Origin of the sequence: Microbulbifer sp. MKSA007 (assembly GCA_032615215.1) — a bacterium.
Classification (GTDB): Bacteria; Pseudomonadota; Gammaproteobacteria; order Pseudomonadales; family Cellvibrionaceae; genus Microbulbifer.
The window spans coordinates 4336844-4363624 of sequence record CP128433.1; the positions used below are offsets into that span (position 1 = coordinate 4336844).

19 protein-coding genes and 3 tRNA genes are annotated in these 26781 nt (G+C 45.4%); 10 read left to right on the forward strand and 12 right to left on the reverse strand.

Translation table 11 applies throughout. The features are described from left to right. Position 1: 1 nt before the first annotated feature. The 8 genes from rbfA to ubiM form a co-directional block, all read right to left on the reverse strand. Positions 2-400, reverse strand: a complete 399-nt coding sequence (gene rbfA, locus QT397_22290) for a 30S ribosome-binding factor RbfA (GenBank protein WNZ55548.1) — start codon at positions 398-400, stop codon at positions 2-4. 89 nt (positions 401-489) lie between these two features. Next, positions 490-3384 carry a translation initiation factor IF-2 gene (gene infB, locus QT397_22295; GenBank protein WNZ55549.1) on the reverse strand — a complete coding sequence of 965 codons (2895 nt, stop codon included), beginning with the start codon at positions 3382-3384 and terminating at the stop codon, positions 490-492. A gap of 64 nt (positions 3385-3448) precedes the next feature. Continuing rightward, the gene (nusA, locus tag QT397_22300) at positions 3449-4951 is read right to left on the reverse strand and encodes a transcription termination factor NusA (protein ID WNZ55550.1); all 1503 of its coding nucleotides are present in this window, start codon (positions 4949-4951) and stop codon (positions 3449-3451) included. A 42-nt stretch (positions 4952-4993) separates the two neighbouring features. Continuing rightward, positions 4994-5458, reverse strand: a complete 465-nt coding sequence (gene rimP / locus QT397_22305) for a ribosome maturation factor RimP (GenBank protein WNZ55551.1) — start codon at positions 5456-5458, stop codon at positions 4994-4996. Between the two features lie 136 nt (positions 5459-5594). Next, positions 5595-5671, reverse strand: a tRNA-Met gene (locus QT397_22310). 37 nt (positions 5672-5708) lie between these two features. Next, a tRNA-Met gene (locus QT397_22315) sits at positions 5709-5785 on the reverse strand. 41 nt (positions 5786-5826) lie between these two features. Next, a tRNA-Met gene (locus QT397_22320) sits at positions 5827-5903 on the reverse strand. A gap of 288 nt (positions 5904-6191) precedes the next feature. Continuing rightward, positions 6192-7358 (reverse strand): 5-demethoxyubiquinol-8 5-hydroxylase UbiM, encoded by a 1167-nt coding sequence (gene ubiM, locus QT397_22325; GenBank protein WNZ55552.1) that lies wholly within the window; start codon positions 7356-7358, stop codon positions 6192-6194. A 194-nt stretch (positions 7359-7552) separates the two neighbouring features. Here ubiM and QT397_22330 point away from each other — a divergent pair, with 194 nt between their 5' ends. Together QT397_22330 and QT397_22335 are read left to right on the forward strand one after the other, a co-directional pair. Beyond that, positions 7553-8344, forward strand: a complete 792-nt coding sequence (locus QT397_22330; protein ID WNZ55553.1) for a PhzF family phenazine biosynthesis protein — start codon at positions 7553-7555, stop codon at positions 8342-8344. A gap of 82 nt (positions 8345-8426) precedes the next feature. Then, the gene (locus QT397_22335; protein ID WNZ55554.1) at positions 8427-8849 is read left to right on the forward strand and encodes a GFA family protein; all 423 of its coding nucleotides are present in this window, start codon (positions 8427-8429) and stop codon (positions 8847-8849) included. 82 nt (positions 8850-8931) lie between these two features. Here the strand turns inward: QT397_22335 and QT397_22340 are convergent, their stop codons facing one another. After that, positions 8932-10092 (reverse strand): NnrS family protein, encoded by a 1161-nt coding sequence (locus QT397_22340; protein ID WNZ55555.1) that lies wholly within the window; start codon positions 10090-10092, stop codon positions 8932-8934. Positions 10093-10901: 809 nt separating this feature from the next. On the opposite strand from QT397_22340, the gene QT397_22345 reads away from it, so the two are divergent. After that, the gene (locus tag QT397_22345) at positions 10902-12113 is read left to right on the forward strand and encodes a hypothetical protein (protein WNZ55556.1); all 1212 of its coding nucleotides are present in this window, start codon (positions 10902-10904) and stop codon (positions 12111-12113) included. Between the two features lie 35 nt (positions 12114-12148). Here QT397_22345 and QT397_22350 read toward each other — a convergent pair whose 3' ends face one another. Next, positions 12149-12988 (reverse strand): MFS transporter, encoded by an 840-nt coding sequence (locus QT397_22350; protein WNZ55557.1) that lies wholly within the window; start codon positions 12986-12988, stop codon positions 12149-12151. After that, the gene (locus QT397_22355) at positions 12973-13536 is read right to left on the reverse strand and encodes an MFS transporter (protein ID WNZ55558.1); all 564 of its coding nucleotides are present in this window, start codon (positions 13534-13536) and stop codon (positions 12973-12975) included. Before QT397_22355 ends, QT397_22350 begins: the two co-directional genes overlap by 16 nt. A gap of 1307 nt (positions 13537-14843) precedes the next feature. Between QT397_22355 and QT397_22360 the strand changes: the two genes are divergently transcribed. The 6 genes from QT397_22360 (at position 14844) to QT397_22385 (ending at position 23606) form a co-directional block, all read left to right on the forward strand. After that, positions 14844-16139 (forward strand): hypothetical protein, encoded by a 1296-nt coding sequence (locus QT397_22360; GenBank protein ID WNZ55559.1) that lies wholly within the window; start codon positions 14844-14846, stop codon positions 16137-16139. 554 nt (positions 16140-16693) lie between these two features. Next, positions 16694-18118, forward strand: coding sequence for a hypothetical protein (locus tag QT397_22365; protein WNZ55560.1), 1425 nt, complete (start codon positions 16694-16696; stop codon positions 18116-18118). A gap of 71 nt (positions 18119-18189) precedes the next feature. Further along, positions 18190-19488: a hypothetical protein gene (locus tag QT397_22370; protein ID WNZ55561.1), complete on the forward strand. Its 1299-nt coding sequence runs from the start codon at positions 18190-18192 to the stop codon at positions 19486-19488. A 628-nt stretch (positions 19489-20116) separates the two neighbouring features. Beyond that, positions 20117-21421, forward strand: a complete 1305-nt coding sequence (locus tag QT397_22375; protein WNZ55562.1) for a hypothetical protein — start codon at positions 20117-20119, stop codon at positions 21419-21421. A gap of 869 nt (positions 21422-22290) precedes the next feature. Next, positions 22291-23097 carry a hypothetical protein gene (locus tag QT397_22380; GenBank protein WNZ55563.1) on the forward strand — a complete coding sequence of 269 codons (807 nt, stop codon included), beginning with the start codon at positions 22291-22293 and terminating at the stop codon, positions 23095-23097. 23 nt (positions 23098-23120) lie between these two features. Then, entirely contained in the window at positions 23121-23606 is a 486-nt protein-coding gene (locus tag QT397_22385; protein WNZ55564.1) for a hypothetical protein, read from the forward strand. An 840-nt stretch (positions 23607-24446) separates the two neighbouring features. On the opposite strand, the gene QT397_22390 is transcribed toward QT397_22385, so the two are convergent. After that, positions 24447-25286 (reverse strand): right-handed parallel beta-helix repeat-containing protein, encoded by an 840-nt coding sequence (locus QT397_22390; GenBank protein ID WNZ55565.1) that lies wholly within the window; start codon positions 25284-25286, stop codon positions 24447-24449. Between the two features lie 410 nt (positions 25287-25696). Here QT397_22390 and QT397_22395 point away from each other — a divergent pair, with 410 nt between their 5' ends. Beyond that, the gene (locus QT397_22395) at positions 25697-25939 is read left to right on the forward strand and encodes a hypothetical protein (protein ID WNZ55566.1); all 243 of its coding nucleotides are present in this window, start codon (positions 25697-25699) and stop codon (positions 25937-25939) included. Positions 25940-26781 lie beyond the last annotated feature (842 nt).

Genomic DNA, 26781 nt, shown 5'->3' on the forward strand with positions numbered 1-26781 from the left:
ATTAATCTTCGTTGGAGTCGCTATCGTCGTCTTGGTGTTTGCGATCTTCTTTAACCGCCTTGTCGATCAGGGCAGACAGCGCCTGGCCGCGCACCGAGGTCTCGTCGTAGCGGAAGTGCAAACGGGGAATAGTGCGAATCTGGATCGCGCGCGCGAGCTGCGTGCGCAAAAAGCCGGCGGCTTTATTCAGCACTTCGATAGAGGTATTAATTTTGCTGCGATCATCCTCACCCACCAGGGTGACAAAAACTTTAGCAACGGTTAAGTCGCGGCTGACTTCAACATCATTGACGTTGATCATACCCAGGCGAGGATCGCGAATCTCGTGTTGGATCAGCTGGGCCAGCTCGCGGCGCATGGCGTCGGCGACGCGGTCTGCGCGATGAAATTCTCTTGCCATTGTTTACCTATTGAGAATGGCGGTTTAAAGACAGGAAAACCCGCACGGCTAGGCCGCGCGGGTTTATCCTCGATCCGCTGCGGAACTCCTTAGAGTTCGCGAGCAACCTTAACGATATCGTAAACTTCGATCTGGTCACCGGACTTAACGTCGTTGTAGTCCTTAACCCCGATACCACACTCCATGCCGTTGCGCACATCTTGCACATCGTCTTTGAAGCGACGCAGGGATTCCAGTTCGCCCTGGTAGATCACAACGTTGTCGCGCAGTACGCGGATCGGCTTGTTGCGGTAGACGGTACCTTCAGTAACCATACAACCGGCAATGGCGCCAAACTTCGGTGAGCGGAATACATCGCGAACCTGGGCAATACCCACGATTTCTTCGCGTATTTCCGGATCAAGCATACCGGACAGCGCCTGCTTCACTTCGTCCAGCAGGTTGTAGATCACGCTGTAGTAACGAATCTCTACGCCTTCTGTCTCAGCAACCTTTCGGGCAGCCACATCAGCACGGGTGTTGAAGCCCAGTACGATAGCGCCGGAGGTCAGGGCCAGGTTGATATCGTTCTCGGCGATACCACCTACACCGCTGGACACGACGTTGACAGAAACTTCTTCGTTGCCGATATCCGCCAGTGCGCCCAGGATAGCTTCCAGGGAGCCGCGAACGTCCGCTTTGATAACAACCGGCAGAACTTTGCGCTCGCCGGCTTCCATGTTCGCAAACATATTTTCCAGCTTGGCCGCCTGCTGGCGCTGCATGCGCTCACGACGCTCTTTATCACCGCGCTGTTCGGCTACTTCACGAGCTCTGCGCTCATCCGCAACCACCATGAACTCGTCACCGGCGTTGGGTGTGGTGTCCAGACCCAGCAGCTCAACCGGAGTTGAAGGGCCAGCTTCTTTAACCTGCTTGCCCAGCTCGTTGGTCATGGCGCGAACACGGCCGTAGCTCTGGCCTGCCAGTACGATATCGCCGCGCTTCAGCTCGCCGTTCTGTACCAGCAGGGTGGCCACAACACCGCGACCTTTTTCCAGGCGGGATTCGATCACAACACCTGTTGCCGGTACCTTGACCTTGGCCTTCAGCTCCAGCATCTCTGCTTGCAGGGAAATCGCTTCCAGCAGGTCGTCGATGCCTTCACCAGTGTGTGCAGACACATTGATAAACTGGGTATCACCGCCCCAGTCTTCAGGAATTACATCTTTCGCAGCCAGCTCGTTTTTAACACGATCGGGATCGGCAGCTTCTTTGTCGCACTTGTTGATTGCAACAACCAGCGGTACACCGGCAGCGCGGGCGTGGTTCACAGCTTCTTCAGTCTGCGGCATCACACCGTCGTCAGCAGCCACCACCAGGATAACCACGTCAGTCGCCTGGGCGCCACGGGCGCGCATCGCAGTAAAGGCGGCGTGTCCGGGGGTATCCAGGAAAGCGATCTCGCCCTGGCTGGTTTTCACACGGTAGGCACCGATGTGCTGGGTAATACCACCGGCCTCACCGGAAGCCACCTTGGTCTTACGGATGTAGTCCAGCAGGGAGGTTTTACCGTGGTCAACGTGACCCATAACGGTAACTACTGGTGCGCGGGACACCTCAGTGCCTTCACTGGCCTGGGTCTCGGCAACCAGCGCTTCCTCCAGCTCGCTCTCAGAGCGGAATACCACCTTGTGGCCCATCTCCTCGATGATCAGCTGTGCAGTTTCACGGTCCAGGCTCTGGTTGATAGTAACCATCTCGCCCATTTTCATCAGGCGCTTGATCAGGTCACCGGCTTTCACATTCATCTGTTTGGCCAGCTCGCCAACAGTGATGGTTTCGCCCAACTGTACTTCGTACACCTGTTTCTCCGTGGGCCTTTTAAAGCCGTGCGTAGGTTTAACCTTCAAGGTCGGACGAGACAGGGAGCGCGTGCTGCGCTTGGATGCTTCGTCTTCCTCAAATACTTCCAGCGCCTGTTCGTACAGAGCGGTTTTGCTGGATTTTTTCGGGCCGGACTTGGAGCGGCGACCGCGACGCTTACGCGGCTCGTCCTCAGAGCGATCAGCTTCAGCGGGGGCAGTGGATGCTGCCTCCAGCTTGCGACGCAGAGCTGGCTTGACCTCAGTGGTCTTCTCAGCACTTTTTGCCGGTGCTGGCTTAGCCTTGGCTGTCTGTGCAGCTTGTGCAGCTTTCTCTTTCTTTTCCTGGGCTGCGCGTCGGTCAGCTTCTACTTTAGCTTTCTTCTCTTCAAGTTCACGCTTTTCCTGCTCAGCCTGCTGCTTGCGACGCTCCATCGCGGCAATTCGCATTGCCTCGATATCGTCTGAGTAGCTTGAGCGGATTGGTGCGGCGGGCTCTGCCTTTTTCACTACGTTTTCCGCGGTCTTATCCTCTGATTTAGCCGCATCTTGATCGGCTTTTACTTCATTGCTTGCTTTCGCTTCGGCTTCAGCCTTGGCTTTTGCTTCTGCTTCGGCCTTGGCTTTCGCTTCGGCTTCAGCCTTGGCTTTCGCCTCGGCTTCGGCTTTGGCTAGCGCCTCTTCTTCCGCCGCTAGGCGTGCAGCTTCTGCCTCGGCTTCTACGCGAGCGCGTTCGGCTTCGGCCTCCAGTCTTTCCTGCTCATTTTGCAGGGCATCGACTGCCGCTTCCTGCTCGGGGCTGCTCGATTCTTCGCCTGCCGCTACGGTTTCAAGCTCAGCTTGAGGGCGCTTCACATAAGTGCGCTTCTTGCGCACTTCCACATTCACAGTCTTGCGGCCGGTGCCAGAGCCAGTCTTCAGCGTGCTTGTGGTTTTGCGCTTCAAGGTGATCTTGCGCGGCGCGGCGCCCTGCTCCCCGTGACTGCTTTTCAGGAAACTGAGCAAGACCTGCTTTTCCTCGTCTGACACCACTGCATCCACAGAGGTGTGAGGCAAACCCGCTTCTTTCATCTGCTTGAGCAGACGGTCTTCGGTGGCACCAACCGATTTGGCGAGTTCACTAACTGTTACTTCGGCCATTCTCTCTCCTAAAAGTCACTTGGTCGGAGGGGGTTACTTATACGTAAGTTATTTTTCGCTGCATTTAAGCTTCTTCGCCGCTGTCATCGGCAAACCAGGGCTCACGCGCCTTCATAATCAGCGCTGCAGCGCGCTCCTGGTCGAGACCTTCGATATCCAGCAGGTCATCGACAGCCTGCTCTGCCAGGTCTTCCATCGTGGAAATACCACAGCTGGCCAGTTGGAATGCCAGCTGGCGCTCCATACCGTCCATATTCAAAAGGTCTTCCTGGGGCTCAGATGCATCCAGCTTCTCTTCAGATGCCAGCGCTTGGGTCAACAGGGTGTCCTTGGCGCGGGCGCGCAGCTCCTCAGCGATATCCTCATCGAAGCCCTCAATTGCGAGCATCTCTTCGATGGGTACATAAGCTACTTCTTCAAGAGAGGCAAAGCCCTCTTCAACCAGCACACCAGCAACGTCTTCATCGATATCCAGGCGATCCATAAACACCTGCATGATGGAGCTGGACTCGGCTTCCTGCTTGCTCTGCCACTCGTCACTGCTCATGACATTGATCTGCCACTGGGTCAGCTCGGAGGCCAAGCGCACATTCTGGCCGCTGCGGCCGATAGCCATTGCGAGGTTTTCCTCTGCCACGGCTACGTCCATAGAACCGGTGTCTTCGTCGACCACGATGGATTCAATTTCTGCTGGCGCCATCGCATTGATAACGAACTGAGCGGGGTTTTCGTCCCACAGAACGATATCTACACGCTCACCAGACAGCTCGTTGGATACCGCCTGAACACGCGCGCCGCGCATGCCCACACAAGCACCCACCGGGTCGATGCGACCGTCGTTGGTATTTACAGCGATTTTTGCACGCAGCCCGGGATCGCGGGCCGCGCCTTTAATTTCGATTACCTGCTCGGAAATTTCCGGCACTTCAATGCGGAACAATTCGACAATCATTTCCGGGCAGGAGCGGCTCAGCATCAGCTGGGGGCCGCGGGCTTCCGGTTGGATTTCCAACAGGATTGCGCGCACGCGATCACCGAGTCGGAAAATTTCGCGACCAACCAGCTGATCGCGGGGCAAGCGCGCTTCGGCATTATTACCCAGGTCTACAGCGATAAAGTCGCGGGTCACCTTCTTCACAGTGCCGCTAACCATTTCGCCAACGCGATCGCGGTACTCGTCTACAACTTTGGCGCGCTCGGCTTCACGTACCTTTTGTACGATGACCTGCTTTGCGGTCTGTGCGGCGATGCGTCCAAATTCTACATTTTCCACCTGCTCGCGGAAAACGTCACCTGCTTTCAGGTCAGCATCTTTTTCGTGGGCTTCTTCCAGGGTGAACTGGGTACCCAACTCAGCCAAGACTTCATCACCGACCACTTCCCAGCTGCGGAAAGTCTCGTAATCGCCTGAACGACGATCAATGATAACCTCAATGGTTGAATCTTCGTCGTAGCGCTTCTTCGTGGCCGTTGCCAATGCCGCTTCGATGGCCTGGAAAATAATCTCCTGGTCAACGCCCTTCTCGTTGGATACCGCCTCGGCTACCAGCAAGATCTCTTTGTTCATGCAACTGTGCCTCAAAATCGCCTGAGCTCAGGCTCCTACAGGTTATTTGGTAAATTGGGGAATGATATTTGCTTTTTCGATACTGTCGATCGGCAAAAGGTATTCGTTTTCACTATCTACACGCAGAACCACTTCATCACCCTCTACACCGGCCAGCAGTCCGCGCCACTTACGCTGCCCATCCAGAGGCATACGCAGGCGAACTTCAATTTGGGCGCCGATAAAGCGCTCGTACTGGGCCAGCTTATAAAGAGGGCGGTCGAGCCCTGGGGAAGAGACTTCAAGTGTGTACTTACTACTGATGGGATCTTCCACATCCAGTACAGCACTGGATTGGCGGCTCACTTTCTCGCAATCCTCAACGGAAATACCGTTTTCGGAGTCGATATAAATGCGCAGCAGCGCGTTGCGACCGTGGGTTTGATACTCAATACCCCACAACTCACACCCCAGCGATGCCACCACCGGCGCCAGAAGCTCTTCCAGCAATTCGCGTTTGCTCGCCATTCTCGTCACCACATACAAAAAATGGGCCTACGGCCCACTTCGAAAAATATCTGCAACTTTTCTTGCAGATACGAAAAAGCCCCTGACGGGGCTTTGACCGCACATTCGTGCAGTCAGTGTGCACGAATGCAAAATTTGGTAGCGGGGGCAGGATTTGAACCTACGACCTTCGGGTTATGAGCCCGACGAGCTACCAGGCTGCTCCACCCCGCAACAACGAAAGCGCAATCAAAGTTTCCCTAAGGAAAGTTGGTAGCGGGGGCAGGATTTGAACCTACGACCTTCGGGTTATGAGCCCGACGAGCTACCAGGCTGCTCCACCCCGCAACAACAAATGCGCAATCAAATATTTTACCCGAAGGTAAAATTGGTAGCGGGGGCAGGATTTGAACCTACGACCTTCGGGTTATGAGCCCGACGAGCTACCAGGCTGCTCCACCCCGCAACAACTCCAAGAAACAAAGCCTGGTTGATCTTTGTTTCCCTGCGGTGGGACCTGCCCAACCACTCAAGAGGCTGCGCATTCTATTGGTGCTGACCCGGTGAGTCAAGCCGTAATTGGCATTTGTTTTCACCGGGGGGTTAAAGCCGTCTCTACCATCTCGCAAATCAGTATAGAAAAGGAAGAAAATCCCGCAAGCAGGCCACTTCCATATACCGTCTTCTTTCTTGCACATGTACTTTTTATAAAAAGAACGAAGAGTAAAACTCTCTTAACAAGTCTCTGAATAAGCTAGCGAGTTAACTGGTGCACTATTGCTTTTCGAATTGGGGGAAAGCGATCACTGACCCGCAACACCATTTTGCGCAGCAACTTGGCCGGCAGGCGATCGTCGGTAAACAAATCCACCACCCTATTAGTTCCAGAGTAAATCGGCTTGGATTCAACCCGGTGCAGCATCTGGTAACGGGCCAGGGCCCGAGTCAGCTTGGCCGGGTTATATAGACGGCTAACACTATCCAGTTGACGGGCCAAAGTATCCGCACCGGCCAAGCCCAAATTAAATCCATGTGCGGTCACTGGATGCATCCCCACAGCGGCATCTCCCACCAAGGCAAAGCGCTCAGTGAAAAAGTGATGTGCGTATACCGCAACCAATGGATAACAGTGGCGCTCACCAAAAGCTTCGACACCGCCGAGCTGGGACGCGCTTTCGCGGGATACGTGCCCGGCAAACTCTTCATTACCCATCGCCATAATCTGGGCAGAGAGACTGGCGGGAACAGTAACCACGGCCGATGAAATATTTGCCTTGGGCAAAGGCAACAGCGCCAGTGTCGAGCCGTAGCGGAAACACTCCCGGGCAATACCATCGTGGGGTAATTCGGTGCGTACAGGGCCGACAATTGCCACTCGGCCAAAGTCGCGCATATCGGCGCCAATTCCCGCCATGCGTCGCACTTCAGAAAAACGGCTGTCGGCTGCAACCACCAGGGAAGCGCGCACGCCCTCCCCCTCTGCCAACTCAAGATGACGCATGGCGCCACTCAATGTCATCCCGGTAACGGTCGAGTTATCGAGCAGCGTTATATTCTCAGTCTCCAAAACTGTCTCATATAAGATTCGCCGGATTGCAGAGTTGGAGACAATAAAACCCAGAGGCCCCCTCTCTCCCGGGCTAAAGTGGAGTGTCGAAGGGGAATTGCCGTCGACTACTTCGGCAGCATTTAGCGGGCTAATCTCTTCCGGGGATAATCTCTGCCAAGCCCCCAGTTCTTGCAGCAGCTTGTAGGATTTATGTGTCAGAGCAATCTCGCGGCCATCATCAACGGGAGCGGACAGCGCCGACTTATCCTGGCGCTCAATAATTGCCACCTGACACCCTTTGCGGGCGAGCATCACCGCCAAGGAAAGTCCCGCCGGTCCAGCACCTACGATAGCTACATCGGACTCCGTCATTTTCACACCCCTGATTTGCACGCAACAAATACAAGTCACTCTAGTGACTCACATCCGGGATAAACTGATCCAGATCAGGTTAAAGCCAATCCCAAGCCGCTCTACAGAGGTATAAATTGGTGAACTTTAGGGGTATAAAATATCACGCCCGCCACCAGCGCTTCTGAAAAACTGGAGCACCATGGAGTTCAAATATGGAACTTGAAATTCATTTCATTAACGCCTTTACCGACAAAGTCTTTCACGGAAATTCAGCCGGAGTTGTTGTTACTGAGGATTGGCTGGATGAAAATTTAATGCAGTCCATCGCTGCAGAAAATAATCTTTCCGAAACCGCGTTTCTGGTAAAACGCCCGGATACCAGTTATGGAATTCGCTGGTTTTCACCGTTAACGGAAATTGATTTTTGTGGTCATGCCACCCTGGCGTCAGCCCATGTTCTTTTTTCTCAAAACCCTCAATGTGAGCAACTCCAGCTCCATGCTGCCGCTGTGGGCAAAATGACAATAAGCCGAGGGGAAAATGGAATTATTTCCATGGACTTCCCACGAAGGGAGCCACAACCCGTAGATCGCATACCGCCAGAATTACTGGAGGGGCTTTCAATAACACCAAGTCAGGTGTTACTTAACAACCAAGCTTACTTTGCCATCTACAATAGTGAGCGAGAAGTATTGGATGTACAGCAGGATGCGAGCAGCCTGCGAAAGCTCGCCCCCTACGATGTGGTCGTCACGGCAAAATCCGATAAGTACGATTTTATCTCCCGATATTTCTGGCCATCCAATGGTGGTGCCGAAGATCCGGTGACCGGTTCTATTCACACAGGGCTCACCCCTTACTGGTCACAAATTCTGGATAAGAAAGAGCTGATCGCCTATCAAGCCTCCAAGCGCGGCGGCCTGCTGAATTGCACCATCGCCGGGGACAGGGTCATTATCTCAGGCAAAGCAGTACCCTATTTGAGCGGGACCATACGGGTTTGATACCCCAACGCCGGGATTTCCAAAATAAATCACAGTTTCCCCTAATTACGATAAGTACAGCTAAACAGAGGAGCATTAAGCAATGGAACAAAAAGGATCGTGCCTATGTGGCACTATTAACTTCGAAATTGAAGGTGACTTTGGCGGCTTCTTTCTCTGCCACTGTAGTTACTGCCGCAAAGATACCGGTTCAGCCCATGCAGCAAACCTATTCTTCGCATCAGCGAAACTTGAATGGCTATCCGGTGCAGAACAAGTCAAAACCTTTAAGCTGGCAGGGACGAGGCACAGCAAAAGCTTTTGCAATCAATGCGGTTCCGCAGTGCCACGAGAAGATCCTGAAATTGGCCTCTTAGCGGTTCCCGCTGGCAGTCTGGATCGCCCAATAGATGTAAGGCCTAATGCCCATATCTTTATGGCCAGTAAAGCCGAGTGGGACCGGGAACTGGAAACAGTACCTAAAGTAGACAAACTACCCCAGGTAGCTAGTGCGGACTCTGAATAGACCAGTTAATGATGGCTTTACTCGACCACAGTTGCTGCGATGATAAGGTTTCTCGCAGCAACTGAAGATCACATAGAGAGAATTAGCCGGGATGACCGTCAACGCGCGGCTGGAAAAGCACCGGGGTGTAATACAGTAAGAAAAGCGTGTAACCGACTACCCAGGCAATAATTGCTGCGAGCAAACCACTCGGGGCGGGTGCCCAAAACACACGTGCGAGAGCAGATAACGCCAGGGCCATAAAAGCCAGGGGCATCAAGCGCGGCGCCTTCAATATCCGACCTGTGTGGCCGAGACTGACGCGACTGGTCATAGACAAGATCAATCCGCCGATACCGCCAACGGCAAATGCGTGCAAGGCGGGACTCTGCCAGGAAGGGGCAATTTGGCTCCAGGCCAGAGCCGCGAGAAAACACCCCAAAATAACCAACCAGTAGCTCACATGCAGAGACCAAACCATCGGTTCTGCCCATATTTTTGTAGGGTGCCAGCGCACCACCCGGATCACCTGCAAAATACCCAGAGAGACCGCAAAAAAGGCCCAAACCATTTGCGGCAAACCAACAGCCACCGATAGCAACAAGCCCACCGCAGCAATATGGGTACCCCACTCTACAGCCGGTATCTTATCTCTTGGGCTCAAGTGAAAGCGGCGCGCCGTAAAGAAGGGTATAACCCGCCCGCCGATTATCAGAATAATCGCCGTCACCAACAGCAAAGCCAGCAAGGCGATTCGGCTCTGTGCCCCTGGCAGCAACCAGTGGCTAGCGGACAATGCAGCAAACATCAGCATCGCAGGCAATACAAACATATTTCGCCACTGCTTGGTTCGCAACACCCTGGCTCCGAGCAAAAACGCTGAGAACAGGAAAAAGGAGACTTCAGCAATCACCGGCATCCAAATAGGGACCGCCGCCAACAGGTAACCCAAACGGGCCAAGAGCCACAGGCCGACCAAAGCAATAAGTTGGGTTCCCTTTGGCGAGGGGATACCAGTCCAGGTTTGCATGGCCGTGCCGAGAAAACCCACAACAACGGTAGCCGCGAACCCAAACAGCATCTCATGGGAGTGCCAGACTACCCCCATTCGAAAAGCCGGCATCTGCCAACCGAATAACTGCCCCTGCCAGATAACCAGGGCAACCATACTCCACAGAGCAGCTCCCCAGAAAAAAGGGCGAAACGGCATACGCCAAATAGGTGCAATAGACTCCGCGCGCGCGCGGTCAACGATAGGTATCAAAATCCATTCTCCTTACCAACTACGGGAACACCAGGCTCCCTACACAAATAATTCGCAGTACAAGACCACCCCGACAGGCCTGCTTTGCTTGGAGAATCAAAGGCGTCCTAAAAAAGCAGGACACAGGGGTTTATCTGTCCGGCGGCGCCGCAACCTAGGCAAAAGCGCCGACTTTTCAGTCATCCGCATCAGTGCGGGATATCGCCCGAGATTCCATTTCCAGGGATTGGGAAAGAGCCCTATTCTCACTCAATTAACAAAAATAGTTAACAAAAAAATGAGTAGTCTGTGAATTATTCTAACTGGGGTGAAGAATCTTTTTCTGTGTAGATAACCTGAAAAAACCACACGTTTTATAGGGTTATTTCTATTTTCAGGAAAAACTGGGCAAAGGTGAAGTGGACTTGAAGTATCTCACAAGTTTACTCAAATTGGGAAGCACTTCCATTTACAGAAACATACACGGAGCCACCAATAAACAAACACTCAACCAGGAATAAAGCTTGAACCTATTTCCCTAGTAATTCAGTACTTATCTCTCATATACAAACCATTATATTTTCACCATAATTTTATATGGCAATCATTACACGGTGCCCAGTGCCGGCAAGATACAGCCTAAGTTAAAGATTTACGCCAGCCTGTGCAGTGGAGGAATTATGCTCATACCAGGCTATCTTATCGCGGCATCAACCTTACTATTCTGCTGCCAGGCCCTCGCAACCAACACTTATATCCTGTCACAACAGGGTATTGGCAATCGGGCTATAGGGGACCAAAGCGACCCAACCATCATTAACAATCTCATCATGCAAACACAAGATGGTGAATTTAATAATGTGGTGGCTCAGCAATCCAACGGCAATACTGAAGGATCTATTATCCAGTTGCAGAGAGGCGTATCAAACGAGCTAATGTCAGTCCAATCCAGCAGCCTGGGTAGCACGACATCAGTCTCCCAGCTTAATGTTCTCAACAAGGCCGAAACCTCACAGACAAGTACACTGTTTAGCACTATAAGCATCAGTCAGGAACAATCCCTAAATCAAATTACGAGCATACAAAACCTTTCCACTGGTACAACTGCTAACATCTCGCAGATAGGAACCCTAAATTTTTCGGAATCTATCCAAGATGATGTTGCTCTTAGTGATGTCTCTATTAGCCAGTTAGGTAATTTTAATAGAGCTGAGATTATCGATAAAGAAAGTGGCATAGCAAACTCTGCCAGTATTATCCAAAGTGGAAGCCAGAATATTGATACTAGAATTATCCTGATACAGTCTCTGGGAACCAATAATCAAATTCAACAATTTGGCAATAACAACACTGCCCGGATAACAAATACTAACGGCGCCTTTAATACCAACTCAATAGTACAACTTACAGATTCCAGTGCTACTAGCATCCAAACAAGCAACTCTATTCAGGGATTTAACAGTTCCATCCAGCAAGGACAGAGTAATCGCGCTTCTATAATTGTTAATCTTGCTCAAAACAACCAGGCCTTTACATCTCAAAGTGGAACAAACAACGGGTCCACAATCAACCAGATAAACATCAATAATTTTTCCGAGATAACACAAACAGGAACAAGTAATAGCGCCACGTCAATACAACTCGCTATTGAAGGGGCCAGTAGTGTTGTCACACAAAGTGGATCGGATAATAGTGCTGATATTAGTCAAAGTGGATCAGCCTCTGAGGCAGCTATAGACCAGGAATTTGATCAAAATACATTAATAGCCATTCAAGATGGCTTTAGTGCAAGACTACAGTTGCTGCAACAAGGCCTACAGAATCAAGTAAGTTCAACGCAGTCTGGTTATATTGATGATGCGGACATCATTCAACTGGGTGAGCTAAACACTATCAATCTCACTCAAACCGGCAGATTTAATAGTGCAGAGCTACTACAACTAGGTACAGACAACTTTCTCCAGGTAATTCAATTGAGTTTTGGTGCTACTATCTCCATTTCACAGATTGGCAGTAACAATTCTGCGATATACATACAGTAGAGAAAGAGGCTAAGAAAAACCATATTATTTATTGCTCAGATTTTTTCTTTCTGGGAAACATCCCCTTTCACAAACAGCAAACTTACAATCAGTGCTGCAGCAGCCAAACACGCATTAACAGTAAATGCCCGATCAATACCTTCAGATAATTCCGGAGCCATCGCAACAACCGTTGTATTCATCGCCAGACCAATAGCACCGCCGATAATTTGGAACATATAAATTAAGGCCGCCGCCAAGCTTGCCCTGGCAGGCCCCAATACCGTAACCGCAGTAGTCGTTATCGTAGGAAAATATAAGCCTAATCCTATACCGAGAGTGAGCATTCCCGGTACCAAGTGCAGATAGTGATCGCGAACCACTAGGCCAGAAAGTAAAAACATTCCCAAACCTAAAAAGAGTGCCGCTCCCGCTAAAATTAGGCGAGCCCCCAAAAATTCATATAACCACCCTGCTATATATGAGACTACCGCATAGGTAATCATCACCGGCAATAAACCCGCACCAGACCAAACTGCAGAATAGCTCAACTCCTTAATTAAAAATTGAGGAATATAAAGCAACATAGATACAAAAGTGACCGATAGAAGCAAAGTCACCAGACAGATAGAAAAAAAGCGCCAATTAGTAGCTACATCCGGGGGAATAAGTGGGTCAGAGCGAGTATGAGGCTCAACCCAGGCAAATACCAAAAAGAAAATCACCGATGTTACTAAAAGTCCAATCACTAAAGGACTTCTAAATCCTACATCGATAGCAAAATCCAGAGATAACATTAAAGCCAAAAGGCTAATTGATAATGAGGCCATCCCCCAATAGTCAACCTTTTCATTGCTCTCATCGGGCTTATCATCCTCAATTACTTTCCAGCCCACCAACATTGCCGCCAAAGCGATGGGTAAGTTAATAAAAAAATCCAGCGCCAGCTAAGAAAATCTGTAAAGAAACCACCCAACAGTGGCCCTACAGAGTTCGCAAAGCCACACACCGTCATTATCAAACCGCCTGCCTGACCGGCGCGGTCATCAGGCATGATCTGATAGGTCATGCCGAGCACAGCGGGCCACATCAGAGCACCACCAACACCCATTAATGCCCGGCTTCCCAGCAGCATCCATTCATTGACGGCCAGACCACCCAAAACTGAGAAAAAGACGAAGATTGAGGTTCCAACAAAAAATAGCCGGCGCCGACCAAACATATCCGCCAAGCGCCCGCCAGTAACTATAAAAATCCCGAACACCAATGCATAACCGTTAATCACCCACTGAAGGGTGGAGATATCTGCGTTAAAGTGTTTTTCCATTGCAGGGATAGCGACGGAGAAGGCCGTAAAATCATTGGCCACCAAAAAGACTGCCAACGACAATGCTGTTAAGCCAATAATCTGTGATCGCGATAGCGGGGTCTTTGAGGCTGCCATAAATGCCAAACTTCACACTTTGCAAGTTATGCAATGGATATATAAGCTTGGACCAATGAAGGACCAACTGCAGCGCAAATTATCAGGCAACACCAAGTAACAGCCTAGAACCAATGGGGTTCTCATAAACTTTATTACTAGAATCTCGGTGCTTTTCTCCTATATCCAGAATTACTTTCTTCCGCAATACTCTGATTAGGTCCCAGCTCAGGCATAGACAAGCATTAATGCCAACAACAATGGCTTGATGTCAGTGTAAGTCCGCAGTCTCACTAATCCTCATTCCATGTTAAGCAGATCGATCAACCCAAAAAGCAGTATCCGGTAGCAGAAGTATTTAAAGCTATCAGCCGATGATCAATCAGGATTGATCGACAGGCTTGAGCGGGGCCCCTTCTCCAATTCTTATAAATCAAAAATCAAAGACTGACAGGATTTTCCCATCAAGGTGCTATCTTTAGCCATTACCATTCTCTCGATCAATCATGGCCATCAGGCCCTGGCGAACAGTACTTACTCATCAACCAAGTAAGAACTGGCAACACTGCTACTGAATATCAAATTGAACAAACAACCACTAACAACTTAATAAATCAAGCTCAGATTGGTGATAATAATAACGTTGAAGCAACACAATTTAACGGCAACAACAATTAAATAATGCCCACGCAGGCAGGAATGAACGATAGCATCACCACTACTTAAATTGGTAATAATACCGCGATTTCTCTGCAGTAAAGCCATGTGCCTATCTCTAGAAATTTGTATGTTCAGACAGCTATCTCCCAGAATCTATCATCCAACCCTCCTCCCAGCAGCCACATCCTAACACACTGAAAATATCAGATATTTTCCGACTTTAGTCCCAGTATCTCAGTGTTTTTATCTCATTCCCCTGAGGAGTCTCATGGTCAATACTTTTTCCAAGGCTCCAATATCTGAAACGAGCTGGATTTCGACTTTTGGAGAGCCCAATCAAACGGATTACAGAGGAGAAATATCTATGACAAACGGTGAGCACTTATGCCCACCAGAATTTGGAATCATTGAGCCTTTTAGATAAAGCCGCCAATGATCACCGCCCCGGCATAGCCAGGTATTAATGCCGATGGCTTGGAGCCAGTGCAAGTCAGCAGTCTCACTACTTCTCTCACCATTTAGGGCCGATCAAATAACCTCCAATGCCCGACGGATGGTAGGTCGACGTTCGATTACACGGGATTGGATATGGATTTCACCTGTGTTGTACAGGAAGTACTGTGGACGCCATCAAAGCGCCATAGCGAGTTGAAGTAAAGGAGTTACTTGTGAAGATCTTACCTATAGCCGTTACCGCTCTATCCCTTGCCATAAGTGGCCTGGTTCATGCAGATGACAATGAATATATTCTCTATCAAGAAGGTACGGGAAATACAGCCTCAGGGGATCAAAGTGATCCCTCTATATTTAACAACCTCATCGAACAGACTCAAATTGGGGATAATAATGATGTTGAGGCCATCCAGTCTAATGGCAATACCAACGGCACTATTATTCAATTTCAAGAAGGGGATAATAACACTTCAGATGCCACTCAAGATGCCACCACTGACTCCATCATTGAGGTCATTATCTTTGGTGACGGCAATGATATGGATCCCACGCAAACATCAACCAGCAATTCCTTCATGCAATTGGATGTAACAGGGAATAATAATTCTGGAGGCGGCTCACAGGATGCCACTTCTGATACCTCATTAATATACATCATGGAAGGCAATGACAATCTTGGCTTTTCAGTTCAGAATAATGTTTCCAACAGTTCAATGAGCTTTACCTTTGTAGGTGACGATAATCTTGGCTCCTCTGTACAACAAGACTCCGATTCCGCAACTTTAGTAGCTGAAAGTTATGGTGACGATAATCTTGTTAGCACCACCCAGAATGTCAGCTCAAGCACTACGATAATGATCTTTCAAACCGGGGATAGTAATCTTGCGGCCGCTGGAGAGCAGATTGGCAGTGCGAATAATACAGCCACAATTACTCAAATTGGGAGCTCAAATATAGGTGGACTTGGTCGTTTTAATAGCTTTAGTCAAAGCACTACGTATGAGCAGTTTGGAGACGGTAACCTATTTGATAATGCAACCATTGACTCAAGCAATAGTATTGGAACGGTCCTACAGCAAGGAAATGGCAATACTAGTCTTGCCCTATTACAGACGGTATCTGATAACGCCTATTACATATCACAGATCGGTGATGGAAATATGGTATTTCTTACCCAGTCTGGATCAAGTCACACTGCTGAGATCATTCAGATGAGTGATTTAAATGAGATAAATGCAGATCAACAAAGCTTTGATAACGATCTGTACGCTCTACAAAACGGTGAGGACAACCTGATCAATTCACTGCAGGATGGGGACAGTGAAATGGCAACACTAAGTCAGGCAGGCACCCTGAATGAAATAGATCTCACCCAAAGTGGACAACAGGACACTGCCACTCTATCTCAGGACGGTAACAACAACTTTCTAAGTGTTACCCAAACCGGATTTAGCGATAGCATCAATGTTACCCAGTTGGGTGACAACAATAGTGCCACTTTTACACAATAACTAGTTAATGGAAGCCCATATACTCATATATGGGCTTCTTCTTACCATCCATATTCTATCCACTACCAAACATAAATATAAATCTGTAATGAAATTACTATATAAATCAGACTTTTTTACTAGTATCTCAGTGCTTTTATCTCATACCAATTATCTTATTTATTAACAATACTAAAAGCGATACCGTAAGTAGGGATCATTCATCACTTCACCATAGGTTGATCAACCGACAAACCAAACAGGAGCAAATTAAATGAATAGTAAAATCACCCAATACAGGTAAAAAAACAGGAATAAATATTTTACTTTAACCGAAGCAAAAATGAACATGGCCTCGGCATCTCCAAGCATTAATGCCAAAAAATGGCTTGGGATCAGTGCAAGCAAGCATTCTCACTACTTCCCTCACTATTTTGAGCCTTTAAACTTCTTACCTAGCGCTCATTAAAATTTAACTGGGCTACAGAAGTTTCATGCGTTAATTACCTTTATAGAAGCAAGAGATCTACCGCTCTTAACGCCATCCATAACTCATTAAATGAAAGGAATCATTTATGAAAACATCAGCCTTTGCAATCACTGCCTTAGCGTTAGCCATTTCCGGTATTGCATACGGTGACAATACTTATATTGTCAATCAAGAGGGAACCGGAAATATGGCCATGGGGGACCAAACTGGTGCCACTGACAGTCTAATCTCGCAGACACAGATTGGAGACAATAACGATGCCGAGGCAATACAATTCAATGCCACCAGCAATGGAACCATTATCCAAACCCAGCAGGGCAACAACAATTCCGCAGATAGTGAGCAAGATGGAAGCAGCAGTTCTTCAGCCGTCATTACTTTGATAGGTGACAATAACAACGCAGGGACGGACCAAATATCAACCAGCAACAGTGTAATGCAGAAAACCTTTATTGGTACTGATAATTTTGGCGGATCAAGACAAGAAGCTACTTCCAATACCACCATGATATATACCATGACGGGAACCAATAATGGTAGTGGCTCTATTCAGGAAAATACAACGAGTACCTTAATGAGTTTTACCATTACGGGAACAGACAATATAGGTAGTTCCTTACAGGAAAATACTTCTAATACTTCAATGATTTACACTATTAGCGGCACAAGTAGTGTTGGCAGTTCACTGCAAAGAGACTCTACCAATAGCTCGATGCAATTTACCATGATTGGCACCGATAATATTGGTTCATCGGGACAGACTAATATGGATTCGGCATTTCTGAATGTAGTTTCTATTGGCGATAGAAACGTCGGCACATCGGGTCAAACGGATAGCTTCAATAGCAGTATCAGTGTTTTTCAAATGGGTGACGATAATAGCGGTGGAGGAGGAGATGATGACGGCAGCTCAAACACTACAGTTCAAGTAACACAAGTGGGAAATTTTAATGTAGGATTTACCGTACGAAGCCAAAGTTCTGATCAATTTACTACAGTTGAGCAATATGGAAATGACAATTCCTTTAGCTCCTCAGATGACAATGCCAATAACAGTGTCGGCTCCAACCTACAGCAAGGTGATAACAATGACATTTTTGTTAACCTGCAATCTGTATCTGATAATAACTACTCCATCAGCCAAATTGGTAATGGCAATGATGCGGAATTGACACAGACCGGTTCCAACCACTCGGCTGAGATAATTCAAATGAGTGAATTAAACACTATAAATGCGGAGCAAACCAACTTAAACGCCGATCTTTACGCCTCACAAGATGGTGAGGACAACCTGATTAATTCCCTCCAAGATGGTGACAGTATTTCAGCCACGCTTAACCAGAGCGGCAATCTCAACGAAATAGATCTGACTCAAAGTGGATCGTCAGATATTGCTACATTATCCCAAGATGGCAATAGCAATTTCCTAATGGTAACGCAGACCGGCTTTAGCGATACCATTAGTGTCACCCAGCTGGGAGATAACAACAGTGCGACATATCTGCAGTAGTTATTCAAGTAGGCATACTTTTTACACGGCTACTTGATAGCAACCTAAATCGATCTAAATATGGAATTATCATGAAGAATATACTATTAATCCCAACCCTCTTCAGCATTTGTATTAGCGCCTATGCCAACAATACATATATCGTTAATCAGGTTGGTGCAGGCAATACCGCCATTGGCGACCAGAGCGATCCAACAATCAGCAACAATTTAATTTCCCAGACTCAAATTGGAGACAATAATACCGCTGAAGCAGAACAAATCAACAGCAATGCTAATGGGGTCATTATTCATAGTCAGCAAGGTAACTTAAACAATACACTCAGTACTCAAGATAATAGTACCAATGGTACTGTTAACGCCACGCAGGTAGGGGACAACAACGAAGTTGTCACAAGCCAAATTAATGACAACTTTAATGGCAATATTATCTCACAGTTTGGGATATTAAATTCCACTAATATAATCAATAACACTTCAAGCTTTAATACCAGCATTGTATTTCAGCAAGGAACCGATAATTTCAGCTCGGTCGTCCAAAATTCAGGAGGAGCAAATAATAGCATTACAGTGACCCAAAACGGCATTCAAAATTCGGCCAGCGTAGCCAGTTTTAATAGTGCAGCAAATACATCTATAGCTATTCAGCAAACAGGTAACTTCAATTCAGTCGGCGCCTCACAGACAGACTCATCACAATTTATGAGTAGCACAATCATTCAAACTGGTGACGATAATCTTGGAAATATCTTTAGTGGAGGAAGTACTTCTGGTAGCGTGACAATGATTCAGTCTGGCAACGCCAATTTATCCTCCCCAGTGCATACCGATAGCACACTTAGCCAAGGTATTAGTAATCAAATAGGCAATGATAATATTGTTGGTGCACTTATTCAGGACGCAACCACCAATGGCTTTATTAATATAACTCAGATGGGCAATCAAAACACTGGAAGTTTTGTGCAAGTTAATAGCGTCAATGATTCCGCCATGCTAGTTCAGCTTGGCGCTAGCAATGAGGCAACCGGTTTTCATTTTTTTAGTAACGACAGTGATGTAAATCTCCACCAGATTGGAGACCAAAATTTTATCTCTAGTTTCCAGACAGGATCAACCAATACTGTGGATGCAGAGCAAACTGGCAATCAAAATACAATAGATTTAGATCAGGACGGCGATTTATTGATAGCCGATATAAATCAAGATGGTATGTTAAACACGATTAACTCAATACAAATGGGACAGGATAACGACGCTTTTTTCTCCCAGAATGGCAATAGTAACTTGCTGGATTCGATGCAACTGAACACTTCATCAATTGCTACAGTTTCACAAACCGGTGACAATAATAGCAGCACTATTTTGCAGTAAAATTAGATTTTGGGCTGATCCAGCGATTAGCCCACTCTCTCGAAATATCTATACTTCTGCAAGCTAGAAATTCATCAAGGGCATTAACAGGAGCAGATCATTAACACAACAACTCATACTTCTACTCTATAAATTCTCTTGACAGCCTTTACATCTAGAAGATAAATACAACCTTCTTCATTGATACATATTGCTTGCAAAACTTATCACGGCCCAGAATCAAGATATCCAAAATTTATACGGATACACCTTTCACTATTAACATCTGCATTTTCAATATTTTCTTCCCAGAATTTCAGTGCTTTACTCCCATATTCGATAGCAGTGACATTGACAATACTATAATAGGCCCTCAACGAAGGCAGCTTCATAGGGCTTATTAATTTCCGTTCAAATCAGAAATTCTACATAGGGAGAGCTTCAATTAAGCATGGGAAATGATTACATCACTACAATTGTTAGTAACCGGACTCAACTGTAATGGCTGCACTCTGGCACTTCAAACTTTCATTGCCAATGAAAACGTACTGAAATCTGTAAAGTAAGCAGCCTCAACGATGATACTCACACCTAAGTCACTTACTAAACCAAATCTCAACCAGAACCTGACTTGAAAAGGAATTCAACAATGAAATTCAAAGCCACAATTGCCGGATTATCCACCCTTGCTGTGATACAGCTAGCACAAGCGAGCAACACCTACATAGTCAATCAAAATGGTAACAATAACACCGCCATGGGGGATCAAAGTGACCCCACCGTTACCAACAACCTAATTATGCAAACCCAAAATGGTGATAACAATACTGCTGAGGCGGAACAAATCATAAATAGCAATAATTCAGTGATCAGTCATACCCAGATTGGAGATGGAAACTTAGCCATAGCGAGCCAGGAAAATAGCACCAACACAACCTACTCAGTCATACAGATAGGTAACAATAACGAAGTTGATTCCTCTATGTTAAATGACACCGCGAGCACCAATTTCATTTTTCAAAGTGGTGAATTGAATTTCACCTCTACCAATAATTTTAATTCCATGTCTAATATTACCAATGTTATACAGATAGGAACAGACAATGAAACTTTTACTGCTCATGCCTTCAATTCAAGTAACAATTCCATATTGGTAAACCAAAGCGGATCTCAAAATACGAGTTCTCCAGGCGCAAGTTTCGATGCGGAGAACAACAGTATTGTCATCTTACAGGATGGATCGCTGAACAATGGGGGAGTTGGGCAAGTTAGTGGCTCTCAATTTATGACGAGCACGGTCATTCAAAGTGGCGATGATAATCTAGGGGGAGCCAGTAATTTAAATAGTAGCTTCGGCAGTACCTTTTCTAATCAAGTGGGAAGTTTAAATTTAGGAAGTTCAAGCCAAATTGATAGCACACAGAGCCATACATTTATCCAGCAAACCGGTACTGACAATTTAGGTAGCATATCGATAAACTCCAGCGATAATGTTAGCGCCTCCTTCACACAAATAGGCGACCAAAATATAGTTGGTGGCGCAGGCCATTCCTCTAGTAGTAATGGTACTGTAGAGGTCACTCAAATAGGTATTGCGAATGAAGCAATTGCCTTCCAAATTATGAGCGACTTGGGAGTATTAACTCTTTTTCAAAATGGTGAACAAAATATGGCCCTGGCGGGGCAAACAGGGATATCTAACATCCTTCTTGGCGTGCAAACAGGAATACAGAACGTACTTTCTATTATTCAGGATGGTGATTCAATTTCTGCCGATACCAATCAGAGTGGCACACTTAATGAAATTGACCTTGATCAGACCGGCATGAGTAGTGTTGCCACACTTACACAAAATGGTAACAATAATTTTCTACAGGCTATGCAGGCAAATCCATCTGCCTCATCCACTGTGACGCAGTTTGGCGAAAACAATAGTGGTAATATCATGCAGTAACTCACCCACTATTAGCTCAAAGTACACAAAGTAGCGGAATACATGACCATTCATAAAGGACATGCATTAGGAGAAATGCTCATATCATTTACTCCACTTAAGACGTGAATTTCTTTATATGTAGTCGATGATACCAAATGCTTCTGTTTGGTGTCATTTTTTCTGTTAAAAAAGGGTGTAAGTTTATCCCCGGATAATCTTCCTGGATAAATCAAGGCAACAGGGTTAGCCTAAAGCTTTCATAAGCTAGGACTGCAACCTCTATCTAGATTTAAAATTATTCACAACCAGATAAATTTTGATCCATTCTAGAAGAGAAAAATTATAGTGCAAAAAATATCAGTTGGCCTAACTCACTGGAAGTAAACTTTATTACTAGCAGTTACACACTTATCTCTCATTGAAAAGACTCATGCTTCATCAATACTTTTACCAAACTTTCAACATACTCAGGGAAACCAAAGGCAGTAATCATATATAGGTAGGGTAGAAGATTAAATAGCTCTACCCGGCATTAATAGATTTCAGGAGGTTTAAAGGAGAATTAGACAGTAAGCATGCATTTATTAATCGCAAAATTTTTAGTCCATACTTGATGAAATCTTAAGCATTTTCAGCTTTGATCAATAACAGGCATAGCTAAGTATTAATGCCGATTAGTCAGTTTCGGAAAATTTCTTTTGGCAGCTCTGAAACTTCCCCAAGCAAATATTGATCTCTATAGCGCCAACCTGCTATCAGCTCCAGATAGAAATGGACATTAATGATATTCATTTAAGCTTGTACCTACTCAATTTAAATATGTAACAAGCCTTTTTAAAATTTTGTTTTAGGAAAATGACTACACTAGAGAAGTCGAGGTTTTATCAATGAGAATGTCTTCGTATATTCCAGCAATCCCATGCATTTTAGCAATTAGTATCAGCGCTGCGGCACAGGCTAGTAATATATATATTGTAAACCAAACCGGCAATAACAATATGGCTATGGGAGACCAAAGCGATCCCACCGTTACCAATAATTTGATTGTACAAACCCAGAATGGGGATAATAATACAGCAGAGGCGGAACAGATCATTAATAGCAGTGATGGCGTGATTATTCAGACCCAGATTGGAGATGGAAACTTAGCCAACGCGAGCCAGGAGGATAGTACAGGCACAACGCTGACAACCTTACAGGTAGGTAATACTAACGAAGTTACATCCAGTATGCTTGGTGACTCCAATAACACCAACTTTGTCTCCCAAACCGGTGAAATCAATTTTGCTGAAACCGTAAACTTTAACTCCAGCTTAAACAGTACAAATATTGTTCAGGTTGGTACTGACAACCAAGCAGCAGCTTCTCATTTCAATAATTCAAATAACAACTCCATATTTATTAGCCAGGATGGATCTGAAAATATTGGTTCTGCATCTGCAAGCCTTAATACAGACAACACCACCTCCGTAGTTTTACAAACTGGATCACTTAACAACGGTGGAATTTCACAGTTCGACAATTCTGACTTTATGACAAGCACTGTTATTCAAAATGGCACTGATAACTTGGGGGGAGCAGTAATTCAAACAGTAGTTTTGGTAGTACTTTTACTAATCAGGTCGGGAACTCAAACCTTGGGGGCTCAAGCCAACTTGACAGTACACAAAGCCACTCGTTTTCCCAGCAAATAGGGAATGATAATTTAGTAGGTGGTGTGCAGGCACTTTCAAGTTCCAATGTAATCGCCTCTGCAACCCAAATCGGCGATCAAAATATCATTGGAGGTATGGGCCATTTTTCCAGTAGCAACGGTATTGTAGAAGTCACTCAGATAGGCATTGCCAATGATGCAATTGCTTTCCAAATTATGAGTGATTCATCAATATTAACCCTTTCACAAAATGGCGAACAAAATATGGCCTTGGCTAGCCAAACTGGATCATCAAATAGCCTTCTAAGTACGCAAACAGGTACACAAAATGTCCTCTCTATTTTTCAGGATGGTGATTTGATTTCTGCTGATACAGACCAAAATGGTACGCTCAACGAAATCGATCTTAACCAGACAGGTATGAGTAGCTGGGCCACACTCTCACAAAGTGGAAATAATAATTTTCTACAGGCCATGCAGGCGAACCCATCTGCCTCAACTACCGTGACACAGTTTGGAGACAACAATAGCGGAAACATAATGCAATAATATGCCTGGCTTCAAGCTCACTTTAATTTCATAGAAAAATATTTAGTGATCATAAATTGGGGATTCACTGAACTGATACAATTATTGAATATATATTATTCTGTTTTGTTATCATATCTATCGTCTCAGTGCATCCCCAAAACTACTATTTCTTATAGAACCAACCATCAGCACATTGAATATCGTGGTAATACCACAAAAAGAGGCAATTTAAAATTACACCCACACTTACTCACACTCTTCGGTTTGTTTGCGCCCCCCAAATTACCGAAACACTACAGCATCGCTGCACTCACATAGTACTCTCCAAAAAAAGTCCCCTCTTGAAAATTTCAAATACCTGGCTACATACACGCCATCAGACATCCATCGTATTTTAAGTGGTGAACTTAGGAATATATATTTAACATTTAGATCATGCTTACTAACCGCATACCTGCTGTCCAACTCAACATCCTATTAATGCCTAATATTTAAAATACTCAACTAATCTTCCACATCACAATCTTATACATGGAAACATATCAACATTTAGATGCAAATATTATTGAATTCATACAATAACATTTAATGTGAAAAATGCACGCCTGAGAGCCCTTTACAAGATACTCACCTTGGAGATATTTTTATTTTAATTAAACCCCTACCACATTCCACTATAATAGATATATTTATATTATGCTATATAAAGGAAGCTCATATATTTCACATACGAGCCCCTAATAGATTACTGATTGATAAATTTTATAAAAAATTAATTAAATCGGGCTATAAAATTCCACAAAACGTTACCACCAAATTTAACAGGCCATGGAAAAGAAATTGTCTAATAAAAACTTGTTAATCCAAACAATCTGGATCTTTAGTGAGATATTCATTGTTTACCCAAATATTAGTACCACTGCAATCAGGGTCAACTGTATCCCTCAGATCAAAAGGATCATTATCAAAAGAAGAGTTCGCAGAAATAATATTGAAGTTGGAATTAGTAAAAATAAGAACTATACCACCATCTTGGCTATCACCGTTGCCATTATCAGTAGTTGTGTTCTGTGATATCACATTATTTGACGATCCTTCTATTAGAATACCAGCCCCTCCATTTCTGCTTGAAGTGTTGTTAAAAACTCGTGAAAAACTATCATCCACCTGGATTCCATCGGCAACACTACCTGTTACGGTACAGCCAGAAAAAGTATTGTAGTCATCATCCATATCGACTCCGACTCTACCACTATCAGTAATAACACAGTCATTTATAGTATTGTAAATACTATCTATATCTATTCCATCATTAACGCTATTAACAACTTCGGTACCAAGTACTTTGTGATACCCCTCTCCCTCTAAGAAAATTCCATCAAAACAGCCATCAATAACGCCTCCAGTGAGGGTGGCGCCATTACCTTCCATTCGAATTCCTGCACCACCTAGGTCTCCTCCTGTAGTACAGGTCAGGGAATAGTCGCCCATATTTAAGCTGCCACTTGGGCCGACAATAGTAAGTGCATCAGGTTCATCGGTTGTTAGATCACAAGATAAGTCCTCAGTGAGCACTTCTGCAGTTGTAATCACATCGCCACAAGCCACTTCAGCCAAGGCAATTGATGAATATGAAGACGCCGATAAAGCCATTATCGCTAATAGTGCCACCTTATCTACAGACTGCTTAATTTTCACATCCAACTCCTATCAGTTCAGAATAAAGAATACATCTCAGCACAGAGATACTGAGTCCCCTAAGTTTGGATGCAATAATAGCTTCCACCATAAGAAAAATTGCCCAAAATAATTGACGTCCGAATGTATAAAAAACTACGTCATTCTTTTGAAGAAACTAGTGCAGCTATATCGATAGCAATGATTAAATACAGAAAATTAAGCTGGCGCAATTACTTTCTGATGATTACTAGCATTTAACCCTAAACACCATACTCTGATCCAACTTTGGAAAGTACGATTTTATTCGCCAGCTAATGTATGCAGCTTAATTATGAAAAACTTAGGTTGTTTATATAAAATTTACTCATGATAGAAGTACTAACTCCGGGAAACTGTTACTTAATGTTCGGTCATAAAAAGGAGTTATCATGTACACCAAGGCTGGTATTTACGTCGCTCTATCTTTATTTGTTGCCACAAATTCTTTGGCTGAAGCAAATAGTACATCACTGTATCAGCAGGGTAGCGCTAACAGTGCCACTACTGACCAAAGCGATATTACTAGTATTCACTACCAGATTGACGATAGCAACCAGGGAAGTTCACTACAAGACTCCATTACGAACAGCGATCTTAACTATATCCAGTTAGGCCATCAAAATAACGCCTAAAGTGTTCAAACCGACTCTGAAAATGCTTCTATTTCTGTCTATTAAAAAAGGACAGAAAATTCAGACACCAGTTCACAAGATAATATTATCAATGGAGAAATGCAAGTTCATCAGATAGAACTTAATAACAAACCAACAATAATAGATTTAAACAGTGGCTCTAATAATAATACAATTTCTGTCCAAAGCGGTGATATCAATCAAAATTATGTATTTATTAGCGCGACAAACTCTACAATAGACTATATCAAGTAAGTTGGTGCGGACAACCAGTTTTTCTAACTCACAATGATAATGACAAAGTAGAGATTATACAAGCTGGGGCCAGGCACACTATCGATATTAGTTTTTTCTCTACAGCTAATAATGAGGTCATTATTAATTAACTCGGCAGTAGTAATATTGGAACAGTGAATTTAGGCGGCACAAGTAGCGAACTGCAACTACTCAAGGAGGGATATATTAATAGTGTAAACGTCACTCAGAGTGGAGAAGAGACTCATCTCTACACTCACCAAATAGGTAACCTTAATGGGCTCAGTCCAACCCAGAGTAGAAGACAAAATACTGTCAAATTCTCTCCAGTTGTTAACAATAAATTTATACACATGATCCAAACTGGGGTTAGTAGCAGTGCCGACATACTACAAATAGGTGGTGACAATAGCACGAACTAGCAGCAATAATTTAGCCCTTTCAAGGTTGTCTCGATAGATGTGTTGACCGGTGAGCTGACGTGATCATCAGGGCGCAAACTCGACTTTATTCCTAACTTTGCCAAACTAAATTCTCATAGCCACATACCAATTCATCGACAAAAATTAAAGTAGCCTTTGATTGAG

Excerpts from the sequence above, each read along its gene's own strand:
- infB (WNZ55549.1), bottom strand. The coding sequence starts at position 3,384 with ATGGCCGAAGTAACAGTTAGTGAACTCGCCAAATCGGTTGGTGCCACC.
- QT397_22355 (WNZ55558.1), bottom strand. The coding sequence starts at position 13,536 with ATGGCAGCCTCAAAGACCCCGCTATCGCGATCACAGATTATTGGCTTA.
- rbfA (WNZ55548.1), bottom strand. The coding sequence starts at position 400 with ATGGCAAGAGAATTTCATCGCGCAGACCGCGTCGCCGACGCCATGCGC.
- QT397_22375 (WNZ55562.1), top strand. The coding sequence starts at position 20,117 with ATGAAATTCAAAGCCACAATTGCCGGATTATCCACCCTTGCTGTGATA.
- QT397_22370 (WNZ55561.1), top strand. The coding sequence starts at position 18,190 with ATGAAGAATATACTATTAATCCCAACCCTCTTCAGCATTTGTATTAGC.
- QT397_22380 (WNZ55563.1), top strand. The coding sequence starts at position 22,291 with ATGAGAATGTCTTCGTATATTCCAGCAATCCCATGCATTTTAGCAATT.
- rimP (WNZ55551.1), bottom strand. The coding sequence starts at position 5,458 with ATGGCGAGCAAACGCGAATTGCTGGAAGAGCTTCTGGCGCCGGTGGTG.
- QT397_22335 (WNZ55554.1), top strand. The coding sequence starts at position 8,427 with ATGGAACAAAAAGGATCGTGCCTATGTGGCACTATTAACTTCGAAATT.
- QT397_22330 (WNZ55553.1), top strand. The coding sequence starts at position 7,553 with ATGGAACTTGAAATTCATTTCATTAACGCCTTTACCGACAAAGTCTTT.
- QT397_22395 (WNZ55566.1), top strand. The coding sequence starts at position 25,697 with ATGTACACCAAGGCTGGTATTTACGTCGCTCTATCTTTATTTGTTGCC.
- ubiM (WNZ55552.1), bottom strand. The coding sequence starts at position 7,358 with ATGACGGAGTCCGATGTAGCTATCGTAGGTGCTGGACCGGCGGGACTT.
- QT397_22365 (WNZ55560.1), top strand. The coding sequence starts at position 16,694 with ATGAAAACATCAGCCTTTGCAATCACTGCCTTAGCGTTAGCCATTTCC.
- nusA (WNZ55550.1), bottom strand. The coding sequence starts at position 4,951 with ATGAACAAAGAGATCTTGCTGGTAGCCGAGGCGGTATCCAACGAGAAG.
- QT397_22345 (WNZ55556.1), top strand. The coding sequence starts at position 10,902 with ATGCAAACACAAGATGGTGAATTTAATAATGTGGTGGCTCAGCAATCC.